The sequence below is a fragment of the Trichormus variabilis 0441 genome, assembly GCF_009856605.1.
Lineage (GTDB): Bacteria > Cyanobacteriota > Cyanobacteriia > Cyanobacteriales > Nostocaceae > Trichormus > Trichormus variabilis.
The window spans coordinates 4,090,728-4,112,001 of sequence record NZ_CP047242.1; the positions used below are offsets into that span (position 1 = coordinate 4,090,728).

The window sequence follows — 21,274 nt, forward strand, 5'->3', positions numbered from 1 at the left end:
AATAGTATTTGATTTCTGAAATATACGTAGGGTGGGCATTGCCCACCACAACCATTTCCTGATATATCAATACAAGTTGAGCGCCTGATGGGTGTATCAAAAAAACACCAAAAAATATGACTGTTCCAGCAACCTTCATCATATGGGAACATATATAAGTTGTAGCTGACTACCCAGATAGAGGTTGAAAGTGGATACCATCGCCATCCCCGCTCTGAATCGTCCTGTGGATGCCACAGTAGAGATTCCGGGTTCCAAAAGTATCACTAATCGGGCGTTGCTTGTTGCTGCTTTAGCACAAGGCGACTCTACTTTAGAAAATGCCTTATTTAGTGAAGATAGTGAATATTTTGCTAAATGTGTAGAGCAGTTGGGTATTCCCATCACACTCAATCCTCATCTGGCGCAAATCCAAGTTTCAGGTAAGGGAGGCGACATTCCTGCAAAACAAGCAGATTTGTTCGTGGGTTTAGCTGGTACAGCAGCAAGATTTATCACGGCATTAGTAGCACTTGGTAATGGCGAATATCGCTTAGATGGAGTTCCCCGGATGCGAGAACGTCCAATGGGTGACTTGGTAACGGTGCTACAAAACAGTGGCATAAAGATTAACTTTGAGGGCAACTCTGGTTTTATGCCCTACACTATTTATGGTCAGCAATTTGCAGGTGGACATTTTCGCCTCAAAGCTAACCAAACCAGTCAGCAACTCTCCGCTTTGTTGATGATTGCACCCTACGCCCAACAAGATACAACCATTGAGGTTGAGGGTACATTGGTTTCCCAATCTTATGTAAAAATGACTTGTCGCCTGATGGCTGATTTTGGTGTAGATGTCACCCAAACCGACGACAATCAATTTCATATCAAAGCAGGTCAGCGTTACCAAGCTCGACACTATACTATAGAACCAGATGCCTCAAATGCGTCTTATTTTTTCGCAGCCGCAGCCGTCACTGGTGGAAGAGTGCGGGTAAACCATTTAACTAAACAATCTTGCCAAGGTGATATTTTGTGGCTGAATGTTTTAGAACAGATGGGTTGTCAGGTGCTTGAGGGTGAAGATTACACCGAAGTGATAGGGCCAGAACAATTACAGGGTATCGACGTTGATATGAATGATATGTCGGATTTGGTGCAAACATTGGGAGCGATCGCCCCTTATGCCAACTCACCTGTTATCATCCGTAATGTAGAACATATCCGCTACAAAGAAACCGAACGTATCCGCGCCGTTGTCACCGAATTACGTCGCTTAGGCGTGAAAGTTGAAGAATTTGCCGACGGGATGAAAATTGAACCAACCCCCATCAACCCAGCCGCCATCGAAACCTACCACGACCATAGAATGGCAATGGCTTTTGCAGTTACAGGCTTAAAGACCCCCGGTATTGTGATTCAAGACCCAGGTTGTACAGCCAAAACATTCCCCGACTACTTTACTCGATTCTTTAAAATGATTGGGCAATAGTCAGTTGTCAATTGATTTAACAAAAATAGACGCATGGCAAAAAACGACAAAATTAACTTCTCAACTCCTAGCGGTTTTCCTGAATTTCTGCCTAGCGAAAAGCGCCTAGAATTATATCTACTAGATACCATCCGTAGAGTTTATGAAAGCTATGGATTTACACCTATTGAAACTCCCGCAGTTGAACGTTTAGAAGTACTACAAGCTAAAGGTAATCAAGGGGATAATATTATTTATGGTATCGACCCAATTCTGCCACCAAACCGCCAAGCAGAAAAAGATAAATCTGGGGAAACAGGCTCAGAAGCCAGAGCCTTAAAATTTGACCAAACTGTGCCTTTAGCAGCTTATATTGCCCGTCACTTAAATGAATTAACTTTTCCCTTTGCCCGTTATCAAATGGACGTGGTTTTTCGCGGAGAAAGAGCCAAGGATGGACGATTTCGTCAATTTCGCCAATGTGATATCGATGTAGTTGGACGAGAAAAACTCAGCTTGCTCTATGATGCTCAAATGCCGGCAATTATCACCGAAATATTTGAAGCAGTTCATATTGGTGATTTTTTAATTCGCATCAATAACCGAAAAGTTTTAACAGGATTTTTCCAATCTTTAGATATATCAGAAACGCAAATTAAATCTTGTATTAGCATTATCGATAATCTCGAAAAAATCGGTGAAGCTAAAGTTAAATTAGAGTTAGAGAAAGAAGGTATTAATCCAGAGCAAACACAAAAAATCATAGACTTTATCAAAATCGATGGTAGCGTTGATGATGTATTAGATAAACTCAAACATCTCTCACAAACCCTGCCAGAATCAGAGCAATTTAATCTAGGTGTCAGCGAATTAGAAACAGTAATTACAGGCGTGCGTAACTTGGGAGTTCCTGACAAACGCTTTTGTATTGATTTAGCGATCGCTCGTGGGCTAAATTACTATACAGGCACAGTTTACGAAACAACGCTGATAGGACACGAAGCTTTAGGGAGCATTTGTTCGGGTGGCAGATATGAAGAGTTAGTCGGCACATTTATCGGTGAGAAAATGCCAGGTGTGGGTATTTCCATCGGCTTAACTCGCTTAATTAGCCGCTTACTGAAAGCAGGTATTCTTAACACCTTACCGCCTACTCCAGCACAGGTAGTGGTAGTAAATATGCAGGATAACCTCATGCCAACTTATTTAAAAGTTTCGCAACAGTTGCGTCAAGCAGGACTGAATGTAATTACAAACTTTGAGAAACGCCAGTTAGGTAAGCAATTTCAAGCAGCAGATAAACAAGGCATTCAATTTTGTGTCATCATCGGTGCTGATGAAGCCGCAGCACAAAAGTCATCCCTCAAAGACTTAAAGTCTGGTGAGCAAGTAGAAGTAGCACTAGCAGATTTACCGGAAGAAGTTAAACGCAGACTAACGTAAATTTTAAATTGCACAGTAGCCTACACTCTACCATAGGCGATCGCATCCCTTAAATTTAGCTGTTGACTGTCTTCAAGATAGATTGTGCTACTTAGAAACAAAATAGCTTAGTAATGATGACACACTACTCAGATAACACTCTAAAAGTCGCTCATCAAGGATTTGAATTTTTTACTCAAGGTTTAGCAACGGGAGAATGGCAAAAATTTCTCGATATGCTAACCGAAGATTTTACCTTTTGGTTTCCAATGGGGGAATTTCATGGCTTGAATGTAGGTAAGGAAAGAGCCAAAGAATTTTTTACGTATGTTTCTGAGTCTTTTCATACTGGAATACAAATATCATCCCTAGACCGTGTGACTAGTAATGAAACAACAGTAGTCTTTGAGTTTCGAGATGAGGGACTATTTTTAGGAAAACCTTATAAGAATCGCGTAGCAGTTTCTTTTGATGTGCGTGGCGACAAAATTTGTAGCTATCGAGAGTATTTTGGTAGTGATGGTAAATCTAATTAAGATTTGGTTATTGAAAATTAATTTATTCCCCAATCCCCAACCTTAATTTAATTATTTTGAGCTTGGATTGCTTGTAGTTCCTTACATTTTGCCTCTGCGGCTTGATAAGCGTCTAGGTATTCCTGACCACCAAGCATGATATCACCATAATATTCGTAGGGTGCTTCACCATAAATGGGTAACGGGTCGTCTTCGGGATAATCTTCTTTTGATTCTTCTATCACCGCTTTGAGTTTTTTCACACTCAAACTTTGTGCAGCAAAATACCAGAGTTCTTCAGCCTTCTTATGCAGATGAGGTAATGTAGGGTCAATAACACTATCCCCTAACTCAATCCAACCGTGTTCTTTGGGTTTGTATGGCTTACCAGCAATCAGGAATCCTTGAACATAAGTTGCTCCTTGGGTTGCTAATGCAGCTTTATAAGCATTATCAAAGGGCTTATTTGCCTTGCTTTTGATGCTTTCAGCAACTTTTAGAGAAAGGGATTCATCCAACACTTTATTCATTGACAGCCCTCATGAGAGCGTCGAGTACAATATAAATATACACTAATCCCCAATCTTCACATTGATATGTAAAATGGTCAGCGTATCTTGCGCTATGCAGGCGATCGCTCATGACCATCACTAAACGTATACTGCCAAAATGGGGACTTTTTGTCAAAAAGCCCAACCTTTCCCAAAAATTAATGCTGATTGGGTTAGCCATCACCCTATTTTTCATCTTCTTGGCATTCTTCGCGCCTGTATTGCAAAGTTGGGGATGGATACAGAACCCTAGAGAGTTTCTGGCTAACACTCCTCAAGAAGCACCATCAGCCAAACATTGGTTCGGAACTAGTCTTTTAGGACATGATGTTTTTTCGCGGACATTATTTGGCGCACAAGCAGCGTTGCAAGTGGTGATTTTAGCCACGGCGCTGAGTATGATAGTTGGCGTGCCGTTGGGGATGGTGAGTGGTTACCTTGGCGGTAGGTTAGACAAGGCGTTACTGTTTCTCATGGATAGTATCTACACCTTACCGGGACTGCTATTGTCGGTAACCCTGGCGTTTGTAGTAGGCAGAGGAATCTTAAATGCAGCGATCGCTATTAGTATCGCATACATTCCCCAATACTACCGCGTTGTACGTAACCACACCGTCAGCGTCAAAACTGAAGTATTCATCGAAGCAGCGCAAGCAATGGGGGCTTCTACTTGGATTGTGCTTTCTCGTTATCTGTTTTTCAATGTCATTCAAAGCGTACCCGTACTTTTCACCCTCAACGCCGCCGATGCAATTTTGGTACTAGGCGGTTTGGGTTTTTTAGGGCTAGGATTACCGGAAGAAGTACCAGAATGGGGGCATGATTTAAAACAAGCTCTAGAAGCACTCCCCACTGGGATTTGGTGGACTACACTATTTCCCGGTTTAGCAATGACATTCATGGTAGTAGGGTTATCACTACTTGGAGAGGGGTTAAATGAATTTGTCAATCCTCGATTACGAGGAGAAAATCGGAAATAGTCATTGGTCATTGGTCAATAGTCATTAGATTATGGACAATTGTACAGACGCTATTAATCGCGTCTCTGACAACTGACTATGGACTTTTTTATTAATTACTGAGAGATTAAAGTGAAAGATAACATTTCGTTGATAGCTGCTGCTGCTGGTGGATTTATGCTTTCTGTGGCGCTGGCGGGAATTTTGAGAGGTGCGCCAGTCATGGCTTGGCAAGATAAATCTAGTTTTAGTGCCAGTGTGGTGACAAATTTAAGAGTTACAAGCAAAAAAACTGAGAACTTAGAATTTTTTGGCCCAGAAATCCCAAAAAGCTAATATGCTTTTGTGAAATACCCCAAATGGGTAATTATCGTCAGCTCAATCAAAGCTGATGATTTCTGCTGTGGTGGTTTGGTGTGAGGAATTGAACGTGGGGAATTCTCAAGTAATTGGCATTGACTTGGGGGGAACAGCAATTAAACTGGGGCGATTTAGCGAAGATGGGACTTGTTCACAATCTTTGACTGTAGAGACTCCCCAACCAGCAACCCCAGAAGCGGTTTTTCTGGTAATGGTGGATGCGATCGCGCAAATTGACCCAGATAATGAAACTATAGCTATTGGTGTGGGTACTCCTGGCCCGGCTGATGCTCAAGGACGCATTGCCCAAATTGCGATTAACTTACCCCAATGGGAAAATGTGCCTTTAGCTGATTGGTTAGAAACGAAAACTAACAAGCCGACAGTAATTGAAAATGATGCCAACTGTGCAGGAATCGCTGAGGCGTGGTTAGGAGCCGGTCGCCACTACCAAAACTTTATCATGCTAACTTTGGGGACTGGCGTTGGTGGCGCAATTTTTTTAGACGGTAAATTATTTGTTGGACATCGCGGCGCGGCTGGGGAATTGGGATTAATTACACTCCAACCAGATGGCCCCATGTGTAAAAGTGGCAACCCTGGTTCTTTAGAACAGTACACTTCCATTAAAGCTATTCGTCGCCTGACTGGTAAAGAACCTGCGGAGTTAGGTATGCTAGCTCAAGCTGGAGATATAGAAGCCTTACAATTTTGGCAAGAATACGGACAAAATTTAGGTATAGGTTTAACTAGTTTAATTTATGTTCTCACACCACAGGCGATCGTGCTTGGCGGTGGTGTCAGTGCCAGCCATGAGTTTTTCTTACCAACTCTCAAAGCCGAAATCGAACAGCGAGTCATGTCCACATCCCGCGCAGGCTTACAAATCTTGCCAGCAGAGTTGGGTAACTCAGCCGGTATGGTAGGTGCAGCAAGATTAGCTTGGAAAAAGTTTGGTAATGGGTAATTGGTAATGGTTGATTCAAAACTATTGACTATTGACTATGGACTAAGAAAAAGAATGTCCTGTGGTTTTTTGGACGTATTGCAAAACCTTTTTATAAGAATCTGGATTACTGACGGGGTTGATGATGATGGGAATAGTACCATCTGGTAGCCAAAAAGTTATTCTGCCGTTGGTTTCTTGACAAAAGGAACTAATGCAATTGAGATTAATTACATATTCATTTCTTTCATAAATGATTTTTACCCAATAGGCATTTTCTACTGCCACAGTAGTCACTTGTTCTAGATATTCTAGGATTTTGTGATAGTCTTCTAAGTCGGTTTGGGGGTTGATTATAATCGGAATGGCACAGTCAGGTAACCAAAATGTTACCCTGCCGTTCTTTTCATAACAAAAAGCGTTTACACGGTCAAAATTGATTACATATTCTTTCCTCTCATATATAAGTTTCACCCAGTACGCCACAACAGCTCCTCAAGTCCGAAATTCATGAATGATGCTTACCCTGTATGTTATGTAATCTGTTGACGTTCTAAGTTAATTTACTCGGATTTCTCTGGAAAATCCCAAAATTTTATTTTCTGGTAGGGGATAGGGAACAGGATTGATCAGCTTTTAGTGTAATAATTTTACAATTGGCTTATATGTAATAAATTACACTATAGTTCAGTTAAATGTCTTTCCCCACACCCTGACACCCCTATACCCCAGACCATTGAATTTTTAGGACACTTTTACTGGTGTCTGGAAATTAGCGGTAGGATGACTTTGAGCGATCGCAGCTTGGACAAAGCCAGTAAATAAAGGATGGGGCGTGTTAGGCCGCGATTGAAATTCTGGGTGGAACTGGCAAGAGATAAAAAATGGATGTTGTGGATATTCCACAATTTCCACTAGGCGGCCATCAGGAGATGTGCCACTAATGACATAGCCAGAATCTAATAACAGTTGACGATAGTCATTGTTGAACTCATAGCGATGACGATGGCGTTCTTGAATGATTTCTGCTTGGTAAAGCTTAGAGGCTAAAGTATTGGGGAGAATATGGCAAGGATATACACCTAAGCGCATGGTTCCACCTAAATCCACCACATCTTGCTGTTCTGGTAACAGGTTAATTACAGGATATTTGGTGGTTGAATCAAATTCCGCACTATTAGCACCAGCTAACCCGCCAACGTTTCTCGCCCATTCAATAACAGAACATTGCATTCCTAAGCATAAACCTAAGAAGGGAATCTGGCGATCGCGTGCGTATTTAATTGCGGCAATTTTGCCATCTACCCCACGCGTACCAAAGCCGCCTGGTACAACGATGCCATCTACACCTGCAAGGTAGGTTTCTGGTGCTTGGGTTTCCAAATCTTCGGAATTTATCCACCGCAATTGTAAATCTCCCTGAGTAGCAATTGCGGCATGACGCAACGCCTCTACTACTGATAAATACGCATCGCCCAAGCTGACATATTTACCAACAATGGCAATTTCTACCGTGTGTTTAGGACTATATAATCCTTGTACCATAGCTTGCCATTTCTCTAGGTTTGGTTGGCGTTGTTCCATTTGTAACAACTTGAGTGTTTGTTCTGCCAGTCCTTCCCCTTCCAGAATTAACGGGACTTCGTAAATACTTCTGGCATCTTGAGAAGTGATGACGCACTCTACCGGAACATCACAGAATTCTGACAATTTCTGTTTTAATCCTCTAGGTATGGGGCGATCGCTGCGACATACTAGAATATCTGGTTGAATACCAATTGATCTCAGTTCCTTGACAGAATGTTGTGTAGGTTTCGTCTTCATCTCCCCAGCCGAAGCAATATAAGGCATGAGGGTAACGTGCATATACAACACATTTTGCCGTCCTACCTGTTTGCGTAGCTGGCGAATAGCTTCTAAAAACGGTAGTGATTCAATATCACCCACCGTCCCACCAATTTCGGTAATGACTACAGAGGGATTTGTTTCTTTAGCAACTGACAAAATCCGTTCTTTAATTTCATTGGTAATATGGGGAATTACCTGTACTGTGCCACCATTGTAGTCACCGCGACGCTCACGCATGATTACCGCTTGGTAAATCGAACCAGTGGTAACACTATTGAGGCGTGACATCGAAGTATCGGTGAAGCGTTCGTAATGTCCCAAGTCTAAATCTGTTTCTGCGCCATCTTGGGTAACGAAAACTTCACCGTGTTGAAAGGGACTCATTGTACCCGGATCAATATTAATATAGGGGTCGAGTTTTAAAATCGACACCGAATAATCTCGTGATTTGAGTAAACGGCCTAGACTTGCTGCTACAATGCCTTTGCCAATACTGGAAACAACACCTCCAGTAACAAAGATAAACTTAGTCATAGTAGTTTGAATTTTTATCAACTGCTAACGATACCTTCCAAAATCCATCTCGTCATTGTGCCACAGTCACATAGTGAATACTTCTGTGATACTGCTGTGAAAAAAGTTCTCATCCCAGTAATATTAAGCTGCGTTGTCACCTCCTCCGTTGCTTTGTCTTCCTCACCTCTCAAAGTTGTTTATCCGCCGACAAACCACCAGACTAGTGCAGAAAAAATCTTTTTTATTGGTACAGCACCACCAAACGGCCAAGTTCTCGTTAATGGTAAGCCAATTAATCGCAGTCGGTCTGGCCATTTTGCCCCAAGTTTTCCCTTACAGTTAGGAGAGAATATCTTCACAGTACGTCACCAAAATCAAGAGCTTCAGATTAAGGTGACAAGGCTGAGTAATCAACCAGAGCTACCACAGGGTTTAGCATTTGCTAAAGGTTCTCTCACACCAACTGCCGACATTGCCAGACTACCCGGAGAACTAATTTGTTTTAGCGCTATTGCACCTCCTAACGCCAGTGTCTCTGTGAAACTGGGTAATCAAACTGTGGCACTTTTACCTCAACCACAACAAGCAATACTACCAAGTAATTTGGCTGCGCTCACTGGACAAAATCAACCCACTACCCAGTCTATCCCAGGAAAGTATGAGGGTTGCACAACAGTATCAGTTGCAACAGATTTGGAACAACCTCAATACCAACTGACACTTAATGGTAAGACGATAACTCAACCAAGTGCTGGCAAAATTACAATTCTCTCACCCACGCAGTTACCTGTAGCTGAGGTGGTAGCAGACGCAGGAGTTGCCCGGACTGGTCCTAGTACCGATTTTTCTCGACTTACACCACTGCCTAAAGGAACACGAGCCACTGTCACAGGTAAAGAAGGTGAATGGTTTCGCCTAGAATATGGTGCTTGGATTAATAGTCAGGAAACTCGCATTCTTCCAGGAAGCGTTCCGCCACGGACTGTTATACGTAGTGTCGGATATCGAAGACTTCCAGGTACGACAGAAATGCTTTTCCCTCTCCAAACCCCTGTACCTGTGAGTGTGCAACAAGGAGAAAAAACTTTCACCCTGACACTCTACAACACCACTGCCCAAACAGATATTATTCGCCTTGATGATGACCCTCTAATTTCTCGTCTAGATTGGCAGCAAATAGCCTCAGGAGAGGTAAAATACACCTTCAACCTGAAAAAAGCTCAACAGTGGGGATATAAGCTGAGATACGACGGTACAACCCTGGTGTTAGCTTTACGCCATGCGCCTGTTATCAGGCAGAATAGGCAAAAGCCCTTATCTGGTATCAAGATTCTACTCGATCCTGGTCATGGTGGTAAAGAATCTGGCGCAACTGGGCCGACTGGATATTTAGAAAAGGACGTAAATCTGGCAGTATCTAAGTTATTGCGTGATGAATTGCTCAAATTAGGGGCAAATGTAGTGATGACTAGGGATGATGATCGGGATGTGTCTTTGCCAGAGCGTCAAGCAATTATCAATCGAGAAGAACCAGCGATCGCTCTTTCCGTCCATTACAATTCCCTACCCGATAATGGTGATGCGGAAAACACTAAGGGAGTTGGTACATTTTGGTACAATGCTCAAGCCCATAGTCTAGCAGTATTTATGCACAATTACCTTGTGAATAAACTCCGTAGACCTTCTTATGGTGTGTTTTGGAATAACCTGGCACTCACACGCCCCGCCGCCGCACCCTCAGTATTATTAGAGTTGGGTTTTATGAGCAATCCCGATGAATTTGAGTGGGTGACAAACCCCCAAGAGCAGAAGAAGTTAGCGGAGGTTTTGGCTGAAGGGATAACCGAGTGGTTTAGGAGTGTTAAATCCTAAAACGCACACAGTAGGGAGTGGAAACTAGAGGAAATGAGGAAACGGTGAACAGTTATCAAAACAAAAAATACTGATAACTGTTCATTGTTGACTGAATGAACTAATGACCAATGACTTACGAGACTATAGCAAAATCGGTGTATTGTCTCATCTTAGGCTCATGAAATGCTAAAACAATGTCTTCTTTGGGGATACCAGCACGAACCAGATCAGTTGCTATACCGTCTTCAGTCCAATCTTCTTCAATCCAAAACTTATCATCACGAATCCGCACATAGACAGTCATACCAGAAATGCGATCGCCATTTTGCCAACCTAGATTCATCCAAATGTAATGAGCCTTGGACTCGTCTACAATTAAAAATGTCTCAATACCTGGATTAGGATTCTGCTTGCATAGTTCTACATACTCAGTCAAAATACGTTTAATTATTTTGGGATACTCAGTTAATTTATCCATTGCGTAATCTCCTCTGCCTCTATATCTACAACAATAATTGGAAGTTGATGTTTCTTGAGAATGAGTTGAATTACATCCTGAGTAAAAAAGTTATGATAAGCAACTTTGCTGACAGAAATATACAATTTACGGTCTGGTGCTGTTTCCTCTAAAAGATAACGGTAGATATCGTATTGACCAAGTGCCTCTTTCAAATCTTGTATTTTTGATGCACTAATGAAGCTTTTCACTTCTACAACCAGTTTTTGCTTGTCTCGTTGGGCTGCGATCGCACGATCAGCACCCAGATCAGCGTACAATGTTGTTCTGCGATACTGAATTACGTAAGGGTCATGTGTAATTGCCCAGCCATCTTTTACCAGTCCATTCTTTACCGCATTATGAATAGTATCTAGCTTAGGCATAGTTTAAGTATAAGTTAGCTTTTATATCTGTCAGATGCTAACTCTAAATTAGTTTGTAAAATATCCAGTCTTGGAGCGAACCATTTTTCATGCCAGCATCAAATATATTGGCATCGACTATGAGCCAGCAGCATAAATAGCAATACAAAGACCGTTATAAAATTGTTCGCTATTATAGCTACCATCTATAGCGTAAAATCTTCTATCACTATTATCAATTTGAGCAAATGGAACAATTTCAAATATCTGAGGAGTTTCTAGATTATCCTCATGCCCAATCACGGTAATATTATAATTTTTGTTACTTCTTGTGTTGATATGTTTAGCAACTAACTCAATAGCACTGTCAGGAATTTCTTTTCTAGGCATATCTTGGTGTTGGTACTTTTATCATAGATGATTGTACCCACTTTTACTATTTGCTTCCTACGGTAATTCTTCAATCACGCTGCCAACCGTGTAAAATTGGCATTGCAAATAGTCCCCAAGCTAAACCTGTAATTAATCCAAATGGTGTAACTAAGTAATTATTAAAATCCCATAAACCGAAAATTTGGGCTGCTAATTCCACAGGATAAGCCATCATGAATACACTGGCGAAAGCTGCACCATTCCAACCATATTGACTGAGCCAGTAAAAACCTTTGCCGCCAGTCGCAGCATATAGCAGGCGAGTAATTAATAATCCTGTGACAGTACCGTAACAGCGCATACAAACAGCCATGATAAATGGGGGTGCTAAATCTAAGCCCATTTCTGGTTGCGGACACACATGATTACCCATGAAATAAATAATATCCGCAATACCCCCAAGCAACCATACTCCAGACGCAGCCAGAAAGGGAGCTACTGGTGGGCCAAATACCATTCCCACCAGCATAAAGTCAGCAATGAAACTGACCCAATTAATTTGTAACTCTTTTGTTAAAACTACTCTTACCATTTCCTTTCTGTGCGTCTAGTGTAGTCCGTTGACTAACCTACCTTAGAAACGTAGGGGCTTGTCAACTTATCTAACTGCTGGGTTAGCAGACTGAGGAATAATCCTACATCTGTAACTACGCCTACTGATTCGATAGAACCGCGATCGCTCAATTTTGTCACGACGGCTGGGTTAATATCTACACAGACCATTTTCACGCCGGCTGGGGTCATATTCCCCACACCAATGGAATGCAGCATTGATGACAGCATCAAAATCATCTCCGCGCCTTCTAGATGTTTGGCGTATTCCTCCTGCGCCTTGATTAAATCCATCTGGGTATCGGGTAAGGGGCCATCATCCCGAATGGAACCAGCTAGAACAAAGGGGACTTGATTGCGGACGCATTCATACATCACACCGCTACGAATAATCCCTGCTTCCACACCTTTGGCTATACTGCCATAACGGCGGATAGTGTTGATTACCTTGAGGTGATGGCGATGTCCACCACGAACGGCGACACCCCGCTTCATGTCCACACCCAAGGATGTACCCATCATATTTTGTTCGATGTCGTGGACGGCGATCGCATTTCCACCCAGTAATGCTTGTACGTAGCCTTCCCGAATCAATCTGGATAGGTGTTCACCGCCACCAGTGTGAATTACCACAGGCCCGGCTGTGACAACTACTTTGCCACCAGCATCCCGTATTTTCCGCAATTCCCAGGCGACTTGCTCAACCACCAATTCCACCCGCCGTTCGCTGGAAACTCCCCCAGACATAAAGCTAAATTCTTGGGTGTTGCGTTGTTCTCGTGATTCGGTTTTGCGGATGGTGCGGATACCTAACACATCGACAATTACCTGTTCACCCGCTTTGAGGTCACGTAATATTTTACACCGTGCTAGTAGACCATTGGGGGTTTGAGAGATGGCGATCGCTCCATCCATCCGTTGATTTTCGACTTTGATCCACTGCCCATTAATTCTGACTTCTGTAGGATAAATGGTACTTACATAGAAATCATCAGGGGCTACACCATCTTGAGTTACAGGTTCAAGTTTGGCATCGCGCTCATCTTGAGGCAAGTCTACCGCACCCAAATCAATGAGCTGAGAAATGATTTCTTCCATCACCTCGTGGGAAGGTGCGGACACCTTGACTTCGGCGGCGGATGTGCTTTGGCGTTGTTCTCCCAAGTTAAAATTCAGAACCTGGAAGCTACCACCAGTATCGACAATCATGTCTAAGGCGCGGTTAATCAAGCCAGAATCAAGTAAATGCCCTTCGATGCGAATAATGCGGCTCTCTACATATACGTTGGCGTGAACTTCGTCTCTGACTGGTTCTGTTACCCGTAAGGTGAGACATTTCGCCGCACCACCAGCCTTGAGAAATTCGGTGAGTGGCGTTTCTAGAACTTGGAAACCAACATCTTCCAAGCTTTGTTTCAAAGCATTGCTGGCTTTGTTCATAATGACGATGTTTTCCACGTTCACCGTGTTACAAGCAAAGTTCACAGCATCGGCTTCAGCAATGGCTATGCGTTTTTCCGGTGCAACTCGCATCTCAATTAGACGATTGGAGTAGGAATCAAATGCACCAGGATAGTAGAGCAAATAGCCGTTAGCTAGTGGACAGAAGCAGGTATCTAGATGATAGAACCGCTCATCTATCAATCGCAGGGATAGTACTTCAATATCCAGCCATTTAGCCAAATATGGGTGGGAATCTAATTCCGAACGGAAACCATAACCAGCCCACAGCCAACGCCCTTCTCTGTCTAGTAGAGCGTCGCCTGCACCTTCAAATGGTAAGTCTTTAGGTAATTCATAAACTGTGTAACCGTTGTTTTCAAACCATTCTTTGAAGTATGGTTCTTCTCCCTGACGCTCTTTGTGTAAAAAGCGACTCAGGACAACATTATCACCCAACACCAAACCAGCATTAGCGGTAAAAACTAGATCAGGCCAACCCTTTTGGGGTGTCACCAAATCTACAATGGCGTGTTCTTTAAGGATTTGGTATAGTCCCTGCCACTGTTCTACAGCGCGATCGCGTGATGACTTGTGAATATTCCCTTCCATCCAGGGGTTAATCACATAGTCCACATCATAGTGGTCAGGGGGACACATCAAAAAACGAATCCGAGAAGTCATAAAAATATTACAAACGCTACAAACTTAATTCAGTCAGAAGTATTTTCTTTTTCCTTAATGTATACTCCTTGACTTAGTATCTATTTCTAGATAGTCGCAGGATTTACAAAAGTTTTGCTCTGATGCAAGTACCGGAAAAGCCTAAGTAATAGTAACAAACCTATAAGTTACTTAAATGCTAAGGAGTTAGTAGTATACCTCTGAGGCTGTAATCTCGCCCTATTTTAGCCACATTTAGTCTTAATAATTTAAGTTAAAAATGAAAAATTTAACTTTATCTTTAGAAGATAATCCTGATCCCCTGGATATTCAGACAGTAATTCGCAAAATCCTCGAATATAACAACAATAGTCAACTTAATAAAGATGTTACTAATCTTCTGAGCGTTTTTATTCGATATGCTCTCCTACTCTCCTACTTCGTTTTTACCTGCCTCTACCTCTGCTAACCTCAAGCTCAATACTTGTGCAACCTGTTCCTGACTCATTCCCATCTCTAGTAATTGAGGTACAGCGTTTAATCTGGCTTGGTGTTCAGCATCTGCTTGCTGTTGTTCGGAATCAGCCCGTTGTTGTTGGACTTGCTGTTGAGTCGGAAAGTAATTCACCAATCATATGCGGGTAGCGACCATTTTCTTCACAAGGAACGCACTATCTCACTATTGACTGAATTCAAGAGATGAGGAACAAGCATGAGATTTGGTTTGGATAAATCCTTTTAGAATACGCTTGAGAGAATCTTTTTTAATAAGTTTAATAGCTTGATTGGCATCTAGCCAACGTCGATATCTTTTATTGGCTTCTGGATAATTATTACTTATCATTTCGACTGGTAATAAATACATTTTAACTCGGTAAACTTTGCCTCGTTTACGATATTTATAAGTACCCAGTTCATTAACATCTACTTGCCCGATGACACCTGCTTCTTCCCAGGCCTCTTTAGCTGCTGAATCAGGGGGAGTCATGCCGTTAACGATTCCACCTTTGGGAATTACCCAACTCTGGCGATCGCGTGTCGTAATCAATAATATTTCAATTTTTCCATTTCTTTCTCTATAAGGAATTACCCCAGACTGGTTTAATTCTTTGCTGACTTTTCCTCTCATGAGACTTCTATCCTTTAGCTCACTTTTTTAGTGTATGGTTTTTACTTTGAGATATTCAGCGTTAATCGACTATAAATTTTTGTGAATTTATGTTCTAGTTTGTCAACATTTCATATTCATATAAGATATTGTGAATTTTCCGAATAAGAAAATGCACAAAATTAAATCAGCTAATTATGAAAAAATTCCCAAATCAGGGATGATTTTTGTCTAGTTTCTCAGTCCAGACTTTTATTCAACAACTACACCAAGACAGACCCCAACAGGCGATCGCTCACAATAAAGTAAAAAAAATCACTATCATGGTTTTTGATCCAAACGAGTTGCTTGCTCAAGTGCAGCTTTCTCCTTAGCTCTGTGGGCATATGGTTGTAATTGAATGCGATCGCAAGCTGTAATAATGCTTAAATTTTCCAAACTTATGCCCCTCATTAACATTTCTACACGCCAGGTATGCTGTGCTTGGTCGATTTCTGGTGCTTGTCCTTGGGGGGTTAATAATGCTTGAGTCCATGCTTGCCAATATTCCAAAACCTCAGATTCAGTTATTGGCTCACCTGCTGTATTAATAAACATGGCTGCATAATTATCTTTACGACTTTTCAGCCATTTAGTTAAGGGATTATCTGTGTAGGAACCATAGCGTTTACCTAAAATCCACTGATTGACAGGAACTTGACGGACAAATCCGGGGATGGTGATTTGCAGAAAATGCCCGTGAGAGTCATATATTTGATGATTACGTTGTAAGTTAACTATTTCTGTGACAGATAAGCCAGCCGCAAATAAAACGTAGGCGATCGCATAATCTTGTATGCCTGTCTTTCTCGCTTGTCGGAGAATTTCGTGAACTAACGTAGCAGGTAAATCAGCAACTTCTCTAGTAATAACTTTTTTATTTGTATTGGCTGTGGCTGACATTGCGCCGTGTAAGAATAATTCCACCAAATTTTCCAGAAAATCATCCCGACTCTCCCATAATTGATGAAATTCGCTGGTAAATTCAATCACAGCATAGCCTAAGATCATTCCATTGAGTAAACTTGCCAATTTTTCTGCGGGTAGATAAGTGTTTAAGTCTCCCTGTTGAATTACAGTGGCTAAATATTGAGCCACATAACGGTTAGCCTCTGTTAATCCCCGTCCTAAAGCACGGCGGTTCTCTGCCGGAAATTGGTCAGCTTCTCCTACCACAGACCTAACTAGTTCAGGCACCCTTTCCAAAGCCTGCAAGCTGTCACTTGCATAGTCTTTTAATGCCTGATAAACATTCCCTGGAGGCGTTGCCCGTTGTACCAAAGATTCACCCAAATTTGTAAAAGCTGCCGATTCTTCTAGCACAGCCAAAAGCAATCCATGTTTGTTACCAAAATTTCGGAACAAAGTCACTTCATTAACTGCGGCTTTTTCAGCAATTTGGCGGGTGGTAGTGCCACTAACTCCCTGAGCCGTAAATAACTCTAGTGCAGCTTGTATCAAGCGTTGGCGAGTTGAAAGCGGTGGAGAAACCATAAACAAAATGCAAGTGCTACTTGCACAAAAAGAAAGTGAAGTGCTAGCATATCAAATGTAAGTGATACTTGCTCTAGTTTACTGTAACGCATAGGTCTATATGGGTCGTGCCAATTCTACAAAATCAAGCACCAGATACGAACTCAGAAATCTTAATTGAATCTGATATTTCTTAATTTTGTGGCTTGCTTCCCGTGGGGTCTTTTGAATTGGTATGATGCACCAGGTACAAGAGCAAATCGCTACCTGATCCATTAATTAGGAATTGTTATGACCGTAAAACATCTGGCAATCGCCCCTGAGGGGAAGAAGTCATTGCGCCTCAATTGGACAAATGTGGCATTTTTTACCACTGTTCACGCTCTAGCTTTGTTGGCTCCTTGGTTTTTTTCCTGGTCAGCATTGGGTTTGCTGTTGTTTCTCCACTGGTTGTTTGGCAGCATTGGCATTTGCCTTGGGTATCATAGATTACTTAGTCATAAAAGTTTTCAAGTACCCAAATGGTTGGAATATGCGATCGCCACTATCGGCGCATTGGCTATGCAGGGAGGGCCAATTTTTTGGATTGGGGGACACCGCCAGCATCATGCTCACACCGAAGATGTCAATTTAGATCCATATTCTTCCCAGCGTGGATTTTGGTGGAGCCATATGTTGTGGATTTTATATCCCCGCTCCGAATTTTTCGACTATGAAATCTATCAAAAGTATGCGCCTGACTTAGCAAGACAACCATTTTATCGTTGGTTAGATCGTTATTTTCTCCTGTTGCAAATTCCTTTTGGATTACTGCTTTACGCTATCGGAGGATGGTCTTTTGTAATTTATGGTGTAGTTCTTAGAGCAGTATTGCTATGGCATTCCACTTGGTTTGTCAACTCTGCCACCCATATGTGGGGCTATCGTACCTTTAACGCTGACGATAACGCACGTAATTTGTGGTGGGTATCTATAGTAACCTATGGCGAAGGTTGGCACAACAACCATCATACTTTTCCCAACGTAGCAAAAGCTGGATTCCAGTGGTGGGAAGTTGATGTCACTTGGTGGAGTATTAAACTGTTGCAGACTTTAGGTTTGGCGAAGAAAGTAGTTTTACCACCTTCACAAAGAATGAATCAAGGATGAATTACTATCCCTTCATGATCAAGCAACCAACGCTTACGCTCTAGTCCTCCTGCGTATCCTGTAAGTAGATTGTTTGCGCCGATCACTCGATGACAGGGAATAACTATTGCAATTGGATTAAGTGAATTTGCCAAGCCGACAGCGCGATAAGCAGTCGGCTTATTAATTTTTGCCGCTAGCTCACCGTATGAAATAGTAGTCCCCCAAGGGATAGTTTGTAGAGCAAGCCACACTTGCTGCTGAAAAGGAGTTCCGCCAGTCTCTATCGGTAAATTTTTGAGGCTATAGCGATCGCCTTGGAGATAAGCTTGAATTAGGCTACTAAATCCCTGTGGGTTCTCTACCTCTTGAAAGTCACAGCTACCATAACGCTTTTGCAGAAGTTTTAACATTCTTGCCTCATAATCCGCAAAATCTAGAGCGCACAGTCTTTTTCTATCAGAAACAATCAAGATTGTGCCAATTTCTGAACTGATTTTGTCAATTAGGAGTTTCATAAGTCAGTCGTTCATGATGAATATGTCAGCCGAGTAAGAAAATTGATTTTATAAATTTAAAAACTTTTACATTTTTAATAAAAAAATGTATCAATTATTCAGCTATGCCGGATTAATTCTCCGATATGAGCTATTAATAAAACCTAACTACAGAGAGATGAAATAGGGAACGTTCCTGTTATAGAGAGCGTCAAGGTTCGCTGATGAAACTACATCAACGTATCAACAATAAAAGCCAGGATTTAATTATCTATGAATCCTACCGATTATGTTTCATCCTGACAACAGCCATCTGCAAATTTTAGGTTTTCTAACTCATGCTTGACGACGTAGATATATCTGTGGAAAATTCCCTTGAGCCACTGCTAGATGCTAACGAATGGAATGTGATTGAGACAGAGTTTAACCCTACACAACTACACCACAAAGAAACTGTCTTCACTCTCAGTAATGGTTATCTAGGAACCAGGGGAAGTTTTGAGGAAAGTTATCCAGAGGATTTTGCCGCCTCAATGATTCATGGCATTTATGATGATACGCAAATTTCCCATACAGAATTAGTAAATTGTCCTAACTGGTTGCCATTGGTAGTGGAGGTGGCGGGTGAACAATTTGGCATGAATTCGGGGGAAATTCTCCATTATGAGCGTCGGTTGGACTTGCGATTGGGTTTAGTTAGTCGTGATGTGCGTTGGCGTTCTCCCCAAGGTCATACTGTAGATTTGCATTTTGAACGTTTTGCTAGTTTGGCAGATCAACACGTATTAGCGATTCGTTGTCAAATCACATCTGTAGATTTTACAGGTGAGATTACAGTCACAGCCACATTTGATGGGGAACCAAAAACCCAAGGGACTCCCCATTGGCAAACTTTAAACCAAGGTGGCGTAGACCAGATTCTTTGGTTACAAAGTCAAACCCTGCATTCTGGCCTTGGTTTGGGAATGAGTGCCAAGTTAATCATAGATGGTGACGAGACTGCGGCTGTTTCTGTCAAAAATGCTGATTTTCCAACTTTGGGGACTACTTTTGAATGTAACCCAGGAAAAACAGTCATTGTGGAAAAGATTGTGACCGTGTTTACTTCCAGAGAAACAGACATCCCCATTGCAGCCGCACTAGAAAGATTAGCTGATGAACCCAGATACACTACCCTATTAGCTGCCCATATTGCTGCTTGGGAGCAAGTTTGGCAAAATAGCGACATTATTATTGAAGGCGATCGCCAAGCCCAACTCAGTGTCCGTTACAATCTTTTTCAATTACTATCCGTAGCACCAAGCCACGACGACCATGTAAGTATAGCCCCTAAAACCCTCTCCGGCTTTGCCTATAGCGGACACATCTTTTGGGACACCGAAATATTTATCCTCCCCTTCCTCACATTTACCCAACCAGCCTTAGCGCGAAACTTACTCACCTACCGCTACCACACCTTACCAGGCGCAAGACGCAAAGCCCAAGAAGCCGGTTATCAAGGCGCAATGTTTGCTTGGGAAAGTGCTACAACCGGTGATGAAGTCACCCCCCGGTGGGTTCCTGGTGCTAATGGTGAGTTAGTAAGAATTTGGTGCGGTGATATCGAAGTACATATCACAGCTGACGTAGCTTATGCAGTTTGGCACTACTGGCAAACTACCGACGATGATGAGTGGATGCACGACTATGGTGCAGAAATAATTCTTGATACAGCCGTGTTTTGGGAAAGTCGCGTCCAGTGGAATCAACAACGCCACAGTTACGACATTCTCGATGTGATTGGCCCCGATGAAAATCATGATCGCGTTGATAATAACGCCTTTACCAACTTGATGGTACAGTGGCACTTACAATCAGCTTTAGCCCTGTGGGATTGGTTCAAACACGTTTATCCCGAAAAAGCTGCACAACTAGTAAAACAACTTAACTTAACTACAGAACGTCTACACCGTTGGGCAGAAATTCAAGAACGTATCTTTGTCAATCAAGATATAACCACAGGTTTAATCGAACAGTTTGAGGGCTTTTTTCAACTAGAAGATGTCAACCTAGCTGATTACGAACCCCGCACAAAATCTTTGCAAGGTTTGTTAGGGATTGAAGCCACTAGCCAAAAGCAAATACTCAAACAGCCTGATGTGTTGATGCTACTTTACTTGCTACGTCAAGCTTACGACTATAACACCCTCAAAGTTAACTGGGACTATTACACCCAACGCACCGACCATACTTATGGTTCTTCACTAGGCCCAGCAATTCATGCTGTCTTAGCTTGCGACCTTAATAACCCTACAGAAGCCTACACTCATTTTTTAAGAGCTGCATTAGTAGATTTGGAAGATGTCAGACTCAATGCCGCCGAAGGAATCCACGCCGCCAGTGCAGGAGGAGTTTGGCAAGCTGTTGTTTTAGGGTTCGGGGGTGTGAGAATGACTCAATTTGGCCCGATGGCTTGTCCTAATCTCCCGTCAACATGGAAACGCTTGAAATTTAGGCTGCAATGGCGTAATGAATGGTATGAGTTTGATTTACAACCAGAAACAGCAATGTCAGTAGTGACACAAGAAGCTTCAGTTCCTGTTTTTGCCACTGTACAAGCTGTAATGGTTAATGGGTAATGGGTAATGGGTAATGGGTAATTGGTTTGTCGCAATTACCCA

At 42.2% G+C, this 21,274-nt stretch carries 21 protein-coding genes; 9 read left to right on the plus strand and 12 right to left on the minus strand.

All coding sequences use genetic code 11. The features are described from left to right. Positions 1-190 precede the first annotated feature (190 nt). The 3 genes from aroA to GSQ19_RS16620 all read left to right on the plus strand — a co-directional run bounded on the left by aroA (position 191) and on the right by GSQ19_RS16620 (position 3,408). A complete protein-coding gene (gene aroA / locus GSQ19_RS16610) occupies positions 191-1,471 on the plus strand; it encodes a 3-phosphoshikimate 1-carboxyvinyltransferase (RefSeq protein WP_011319044.1) in 1,281 nt (426 codons plus the stop codon). A 33-nt stretch (positions 1,472-1,504) separates the two neighbouring features. Then, a complete protein-coding gene (hisS, locus tag GSQ19_RS16615) occupies positions 1,505-2,893 on the plus strand; it encodes a histidine--tRNA ligase (protein WP_011319045.1) in 1,389 nt (462 codons plus the stop codon). Positions 2,894-3,009: 116 nt separating this feature from the next. Next, complete coding sequence (locus GSQ19_RS16620) at positions 3,010-3,408, plus strand: nuclear transport factor 2 family protein (RefSeq protein ID WP_041456204.1); 399 nt, start codon at positions 3,010-3,012, stop codon at positions 3,406-3,408. Between the two features lie 47 nt (positions 3,409-3,455). Here the strand turns inward: GSQ19_RS16620 and GSQ19_RS16625 are convergent, their stop codons facing one another. Beyond that, complete coding sequence (locus GSQ19_RS16625) at positions 3,456-3,917, minus strand: hypothetical protein (RefSeq protein ID WP_011319047.1); 462 nt, start codon at positions 3,915-3,917, stop codon at positions 3,456-3,458. Positions 3,918-4,027: 110 nt separating this feature from the next. Here GSQ19_RS16625 and GSQ19_RS16630 point away from each other — a divergent pair, with 110 nt between their 5' ends. The 3 genes from GSQ19_RS16630 to GSQ19_RS16640 all read left to right on the plus strand — a co-directional run bounded on the left by GSQ19_RS16630 (position 4,028) and on the right by GSQ19_RS16640 (position 6,224). Continuing rightward, complete coding sequence (locus tag GSQ19_RS16630; protein WP_011319048.1) at positions 4,028-4,918, plus strand: ABC transporter permease; 891 nt, start codon at positions 4,028-4,030, stop codon at positions 4,916-4,918. A 111-nt stretch (positions 4,919-5,029) separates the two neighbouring features. Then, entirely contained in the window at positions 5,030-5,233 is a 204-nt protein-coding gene (locus tag GSQ19_RS16635; RefSeq protein WP_011319049.1) for a hypothetical protein, read from the plus strand. 55 nt (positions 5,234-5,288) lie between these two features. Further along, the gene (locus tag GSQ19_RS16640) at positions 5,289-6,224 is read left to right on the plus strand and encodes an ROK family protein (RefSeq protein WP_011319050.1); all 936 of its coding nucleotides are present in this window, start codon (positions 5,289-5,291) and stop codon (positions 6,222-6,224) included. 42 nt (positions 6,225-6,266) lie between these two features. Here the strand turns inward: GSQ19_RS16640 and GSQ19_RS16645 are convergent, their stop codons facing one another. Further along, positions 6,267-6,689 (minus strand): hypothetical protein, encoded by a 423-nt coding sequence (locus GSQ19_RS16645; RefSeq protein ID WP_011319051.1) that lies wholly within the window; start codon positions 6,687-6,689, stop codon positions 6,267-6,269. 258 nt (positions 6,690-6,947) lie between these two features. Next, positions 6,948-8,585 carry a CTP synthase gene (gene pyrG, locus GSQ19_RS16650; RefSeq protein WP_010999126.1) on the minus strand — a complete coding sequence of 546 codons (1,638 nt, stop codon included), beginning with the start codon at positions 8,583-8,585 and terminating at the stop codon, positions 6,948-6,950. Positions 8,586-8,681: 96 nt separating this feature from the next. Here pyrG and GSQ19_RS16655 point away from each other — a divergent pair, with 96 nt between their 5' ends. After that, positions 8,682-10,439 (plus strand): N-acetylmuramoyl-L-alanine amidase, encoded by a 1,758-nt coding sequence (locus tag GSQ19_RS16655; RefSeq protein WP_011319052.1) that lies wholly within the window; start codon positions 8,682-8,684, stop codon positions 10,437-10,439. Positions 10,440-10,554: 115 nt separating this feature from the next. Here the strand turns inward: GSQ19_RS16655 and GSQ19_RS16660 are convergent, their stop codons facing one another. The 8 genes from GSQ19_RS16660 to GSQ19_RS16695 all read right to left on the minus strand — a co-directional run bounded on the left by GSQ19_RS16660 (position 10,555) and on the right by GSQ19_RS16695 (position 17,010). Then, positions 10,555-10,899: a XisI protein gene (locus tag GSQ19_RS16660; protein ID WP_011319053.1), complete on the minus strand. Its 345-nt coding sequence runs from the start codon at positions 10,897-10,899 to the stop codon at positions 10,555-10,557. After that, entirely contained in the window at positions 10,887-11,303 is a 417-nt protein-coding gene (locus GSQ19_RS16665; RefSeq protein WP_011319054.1) for an element excision factor XisH family protein, read from the minus strand. The genes GSQ19_RS16660 and GSQ19_RS16665 overlap by 13 nt, the downstream gene beginning before the upstream one ends. Before the next feature lie 117 nt (positions 11,304-11,420). Further along, on the minus strand, positions 11,421-11,672 hold the full coding sequence (locus tag GSQ19_RS16670; RefSeq protein WP_011319055.1) for a hypothetical protein: 252 nt from the start codon (positions 11,670-11,672) through the stop codon (positions 11,421-11,423). A 70-nt stretch (positions 11,673-11,742) separates the two neighbouring features. Then, positions 11,743-12,246 carry a DUF2085 domain-containing protein gene (locus tag GSQ19_RS16675; RefSeq protein WP_011319056.1) on the minus strand — a complete coding sequence of 168 codons (504 nt, stop codon included), beginning with the start codon at positions 12,244-12,246 and terminating at the stop codon, positions 11,743-11,745. A 32-nt stretch (positions 12,247-12,278) separates the two neighbouring features. Then, on the minus strand, positions 12,279-14,390 hold the full coding sequence (argZ, locus tag GSQ19_RS16680) for a bifunctional arginine dihydrolase/ornithine cyclodeaminase (protein ID WP_011319057.1): 2,112 nt from the start codon (positions 14,388-14,390) through the stop codon (positions 12,279-12,281). 406 nt (positions 14,391-14,796) lie between these two features. Then, on the minus strand, positions 14,797-14,997 hold the full coding sequence (locus GSQ19_RS16685; RefSeq protein WP_011319058.1) for a hypothetical protein: 201 nt from the start codon (positions 14,995-14,997) through the stop codon (positions 14,797-14,799). A gap of 51 nt (positions 14,998-15,048) precedes the next feature. Further along, on the minus strand, positions 15,049-15,498 hold the full coding sequence (locus GSQ19_RS16690) for an NUDIX hydrolase (protein ID WP_011319059.1): 450 nt from the start codon (positions 15,496-15,498) through the stop codon (positions 15,049-15,051). Between the two features lie 300 nt (positions 15,499-15,798). Then, on the minus strand, positions 15,799-17,010 hold the full coding sequence (locus tag GSQ19_RS16695) for a TetR/AcrR family transcriptional regulator (protein WP_011319060.1): 1,212 nt from the start codon (positions 17,008-17,010) through the stop codon (positions 15,799-15,801). 270 nt (positions 17,011-17,280) lie between these two features. On the opposite strand from GSQ19_RS16695, the gene GSQ19_RS16700 reads away from it, so the two are divergent. Further along, positions 17,281-18,138 carry an acyl-CoA desaturase gene (locus GSQ19_RS16700; RefSeq protein WP_011319061.1) on the plus strand — a complete coding sequence of 286 codons (858 nt, stop codon included), beginning with the start codon at positions 17,281-17,283 and terminating at the stop codon, positions 18,136-18,138. Here the strand turns inward: GSQ19_RS16700 and GSQ19_RS16705 are convergent. Then, entirely contained in the window at positions 18,129-18,635 is a 507-nt protein-coding gene (locus tag GSQ19_RS16705; RefSeq protein WP_011319062.1) for a methylated-DNA--[protein]-cysteine S-methyltransferase, read from the minus strand. The two genes, GSQ19_RS16700 and GSQ19_RS16705, sit on opposite strands and share 10 nt — an antisense overlap. Positions 18,636-18,952: 317 nt before the next feature. Between GSQ19_RS16705 and GSQ19_RS16710 the strand changes: the two genes are divergently transcribed. Then, on the plus strand, positions 18,953-21,232 hold the full coding sequence (locus GSQ19_RS16710) for a glycoside hydrolase family 65 protein (RefSeq protein WP_011319063.1): 2,280 nt from the start codon (positions 18,953-18,955) through the stop codon (positions 21,230-21,232). Positions 21,233-21,274: the final 42 nt, after the last annotated feature.

What these genes read in the sequence shown, in the direction of transcription:
- hisS (WP_011319045.1), top strand. Translation starts at nt 1,505, where the DNA reads ATGGCAAAAAACGACAAAATTAACTTCTCAACTCCTAGCGGTTTTCCT.
- GSQ19_RS16620 (WP_041456204.1), top strand. Translation starts at nt 3,010, where the DNA reads ATGACACACTACTCAGATAACACTCTAAAAGTCGCTCATCAAGGATTT.
- GSQ19_RS16625 (WP_011319047.1), bottom strand. Translation starts at nt 3,917, where the DNA reads ATGAATAAAGTGTTGGATGAATCCCTTTCTCTAAAAGTTGCTGAAAGC.
- GSQ19_RS16630 (WP_011319048.1), top strand. Translation starts at nt 4,028, where the DNA reads ATGACCATCACTAAACGTATACTGCCAAAATGGGGACTTTTTGTCAAA.
- GSQ19_RS16640 (WP_011319050.1), top strand. Translation starts at nt 5,289, where the DNA reads ATGATTTCTGCTGTGGTGGTTTGGTGTGAGGAATTGAACGTGGGGAAT.
- pyrG (WP_010999126.1), bottom strand. Translation starts at nt 8,585, where the DNA reads ATGACTAAGTTTATCTTTGTTACTGGAGGTGTTGTTTCCAGTATTGGC.
- GSQ19_RS16660 (WP_011319053.1), bottom strand. Translation starts at nt 10,899, where the DNA reads ATGGATAAATTAACTGAGTATCCCAAAATAATTAAACGTATTTTGACT.
- GSQ19_RS16665 (WP_011319054.1), bottom strand. Translation starts at nt 11,303, where the DNA reads ATGCCTAAGCTAGATACTATTCATAATGCGGTAAAGAATGGACTGGTA.
- GSQ19_RS16670 (WP_011319055.1), bottom strand. Translation starts at nt 11,672, where the DNA reads ATGCCTAGAAAAGAAATTCCTGACAGTGCTATTGAGTTAGTTGCTAAA.
- GSQ19_RS16675 (WP_011319056.1), bottom strand. Translation starts at nt 12,246, where the DNA reads ATGGTAAGAGTAGTTTTAACAAAAGAGTTACAAATTAATTGGGTCAGT.
- argZ (WP_011319057.1), bottom strand. Translation starts at nt 14,390, where the DNA reads ATGACTTCTCGGATTCGTTTTTTGATGTGTCCCCCTGACCACTATGAT.
- GSQ19_RS16690 (WP_011319059.1), bottom strand. Translation starts at nt 15,498, where the DNA reads ATGAGAGGAAAAGTCAGCAAAGAATTAAACCAGTCTGGGGTAATTCCT.
- GSQ19_RS16695 (WP_011319060.1), bottom strand. Translation starts at nt 17,010, where the DNA reads ATGGTTTCTCCACCGCTTTCAACTCGCCAACGCTTGATACAAGCTGCA.
- GSQ19_RS16700 (WP_011319061.1), top strand. Translation starts at nt 17,281, where the DNA reads ATGACCGTAAAACATCTGGCAATCGCCCCTGAGGGGAAGAAGTCATTG.
- GSQ19_RS16705 (WP_011319062.1), bottom strand. Translation starts at nt 18,635, where the DNA reads ATGAAACTCCTAATTGACAAAATCAGTTCAGAAATTGGCACAATCTTG.
- GSQ19_RS16710 (WP_011319063.1), top strand. Translation starts at nt 18,953, where the DNA reads ATGCTTGACGACGTAGATATATCTGTGGAAAATTCCCTTGAGCCACTG.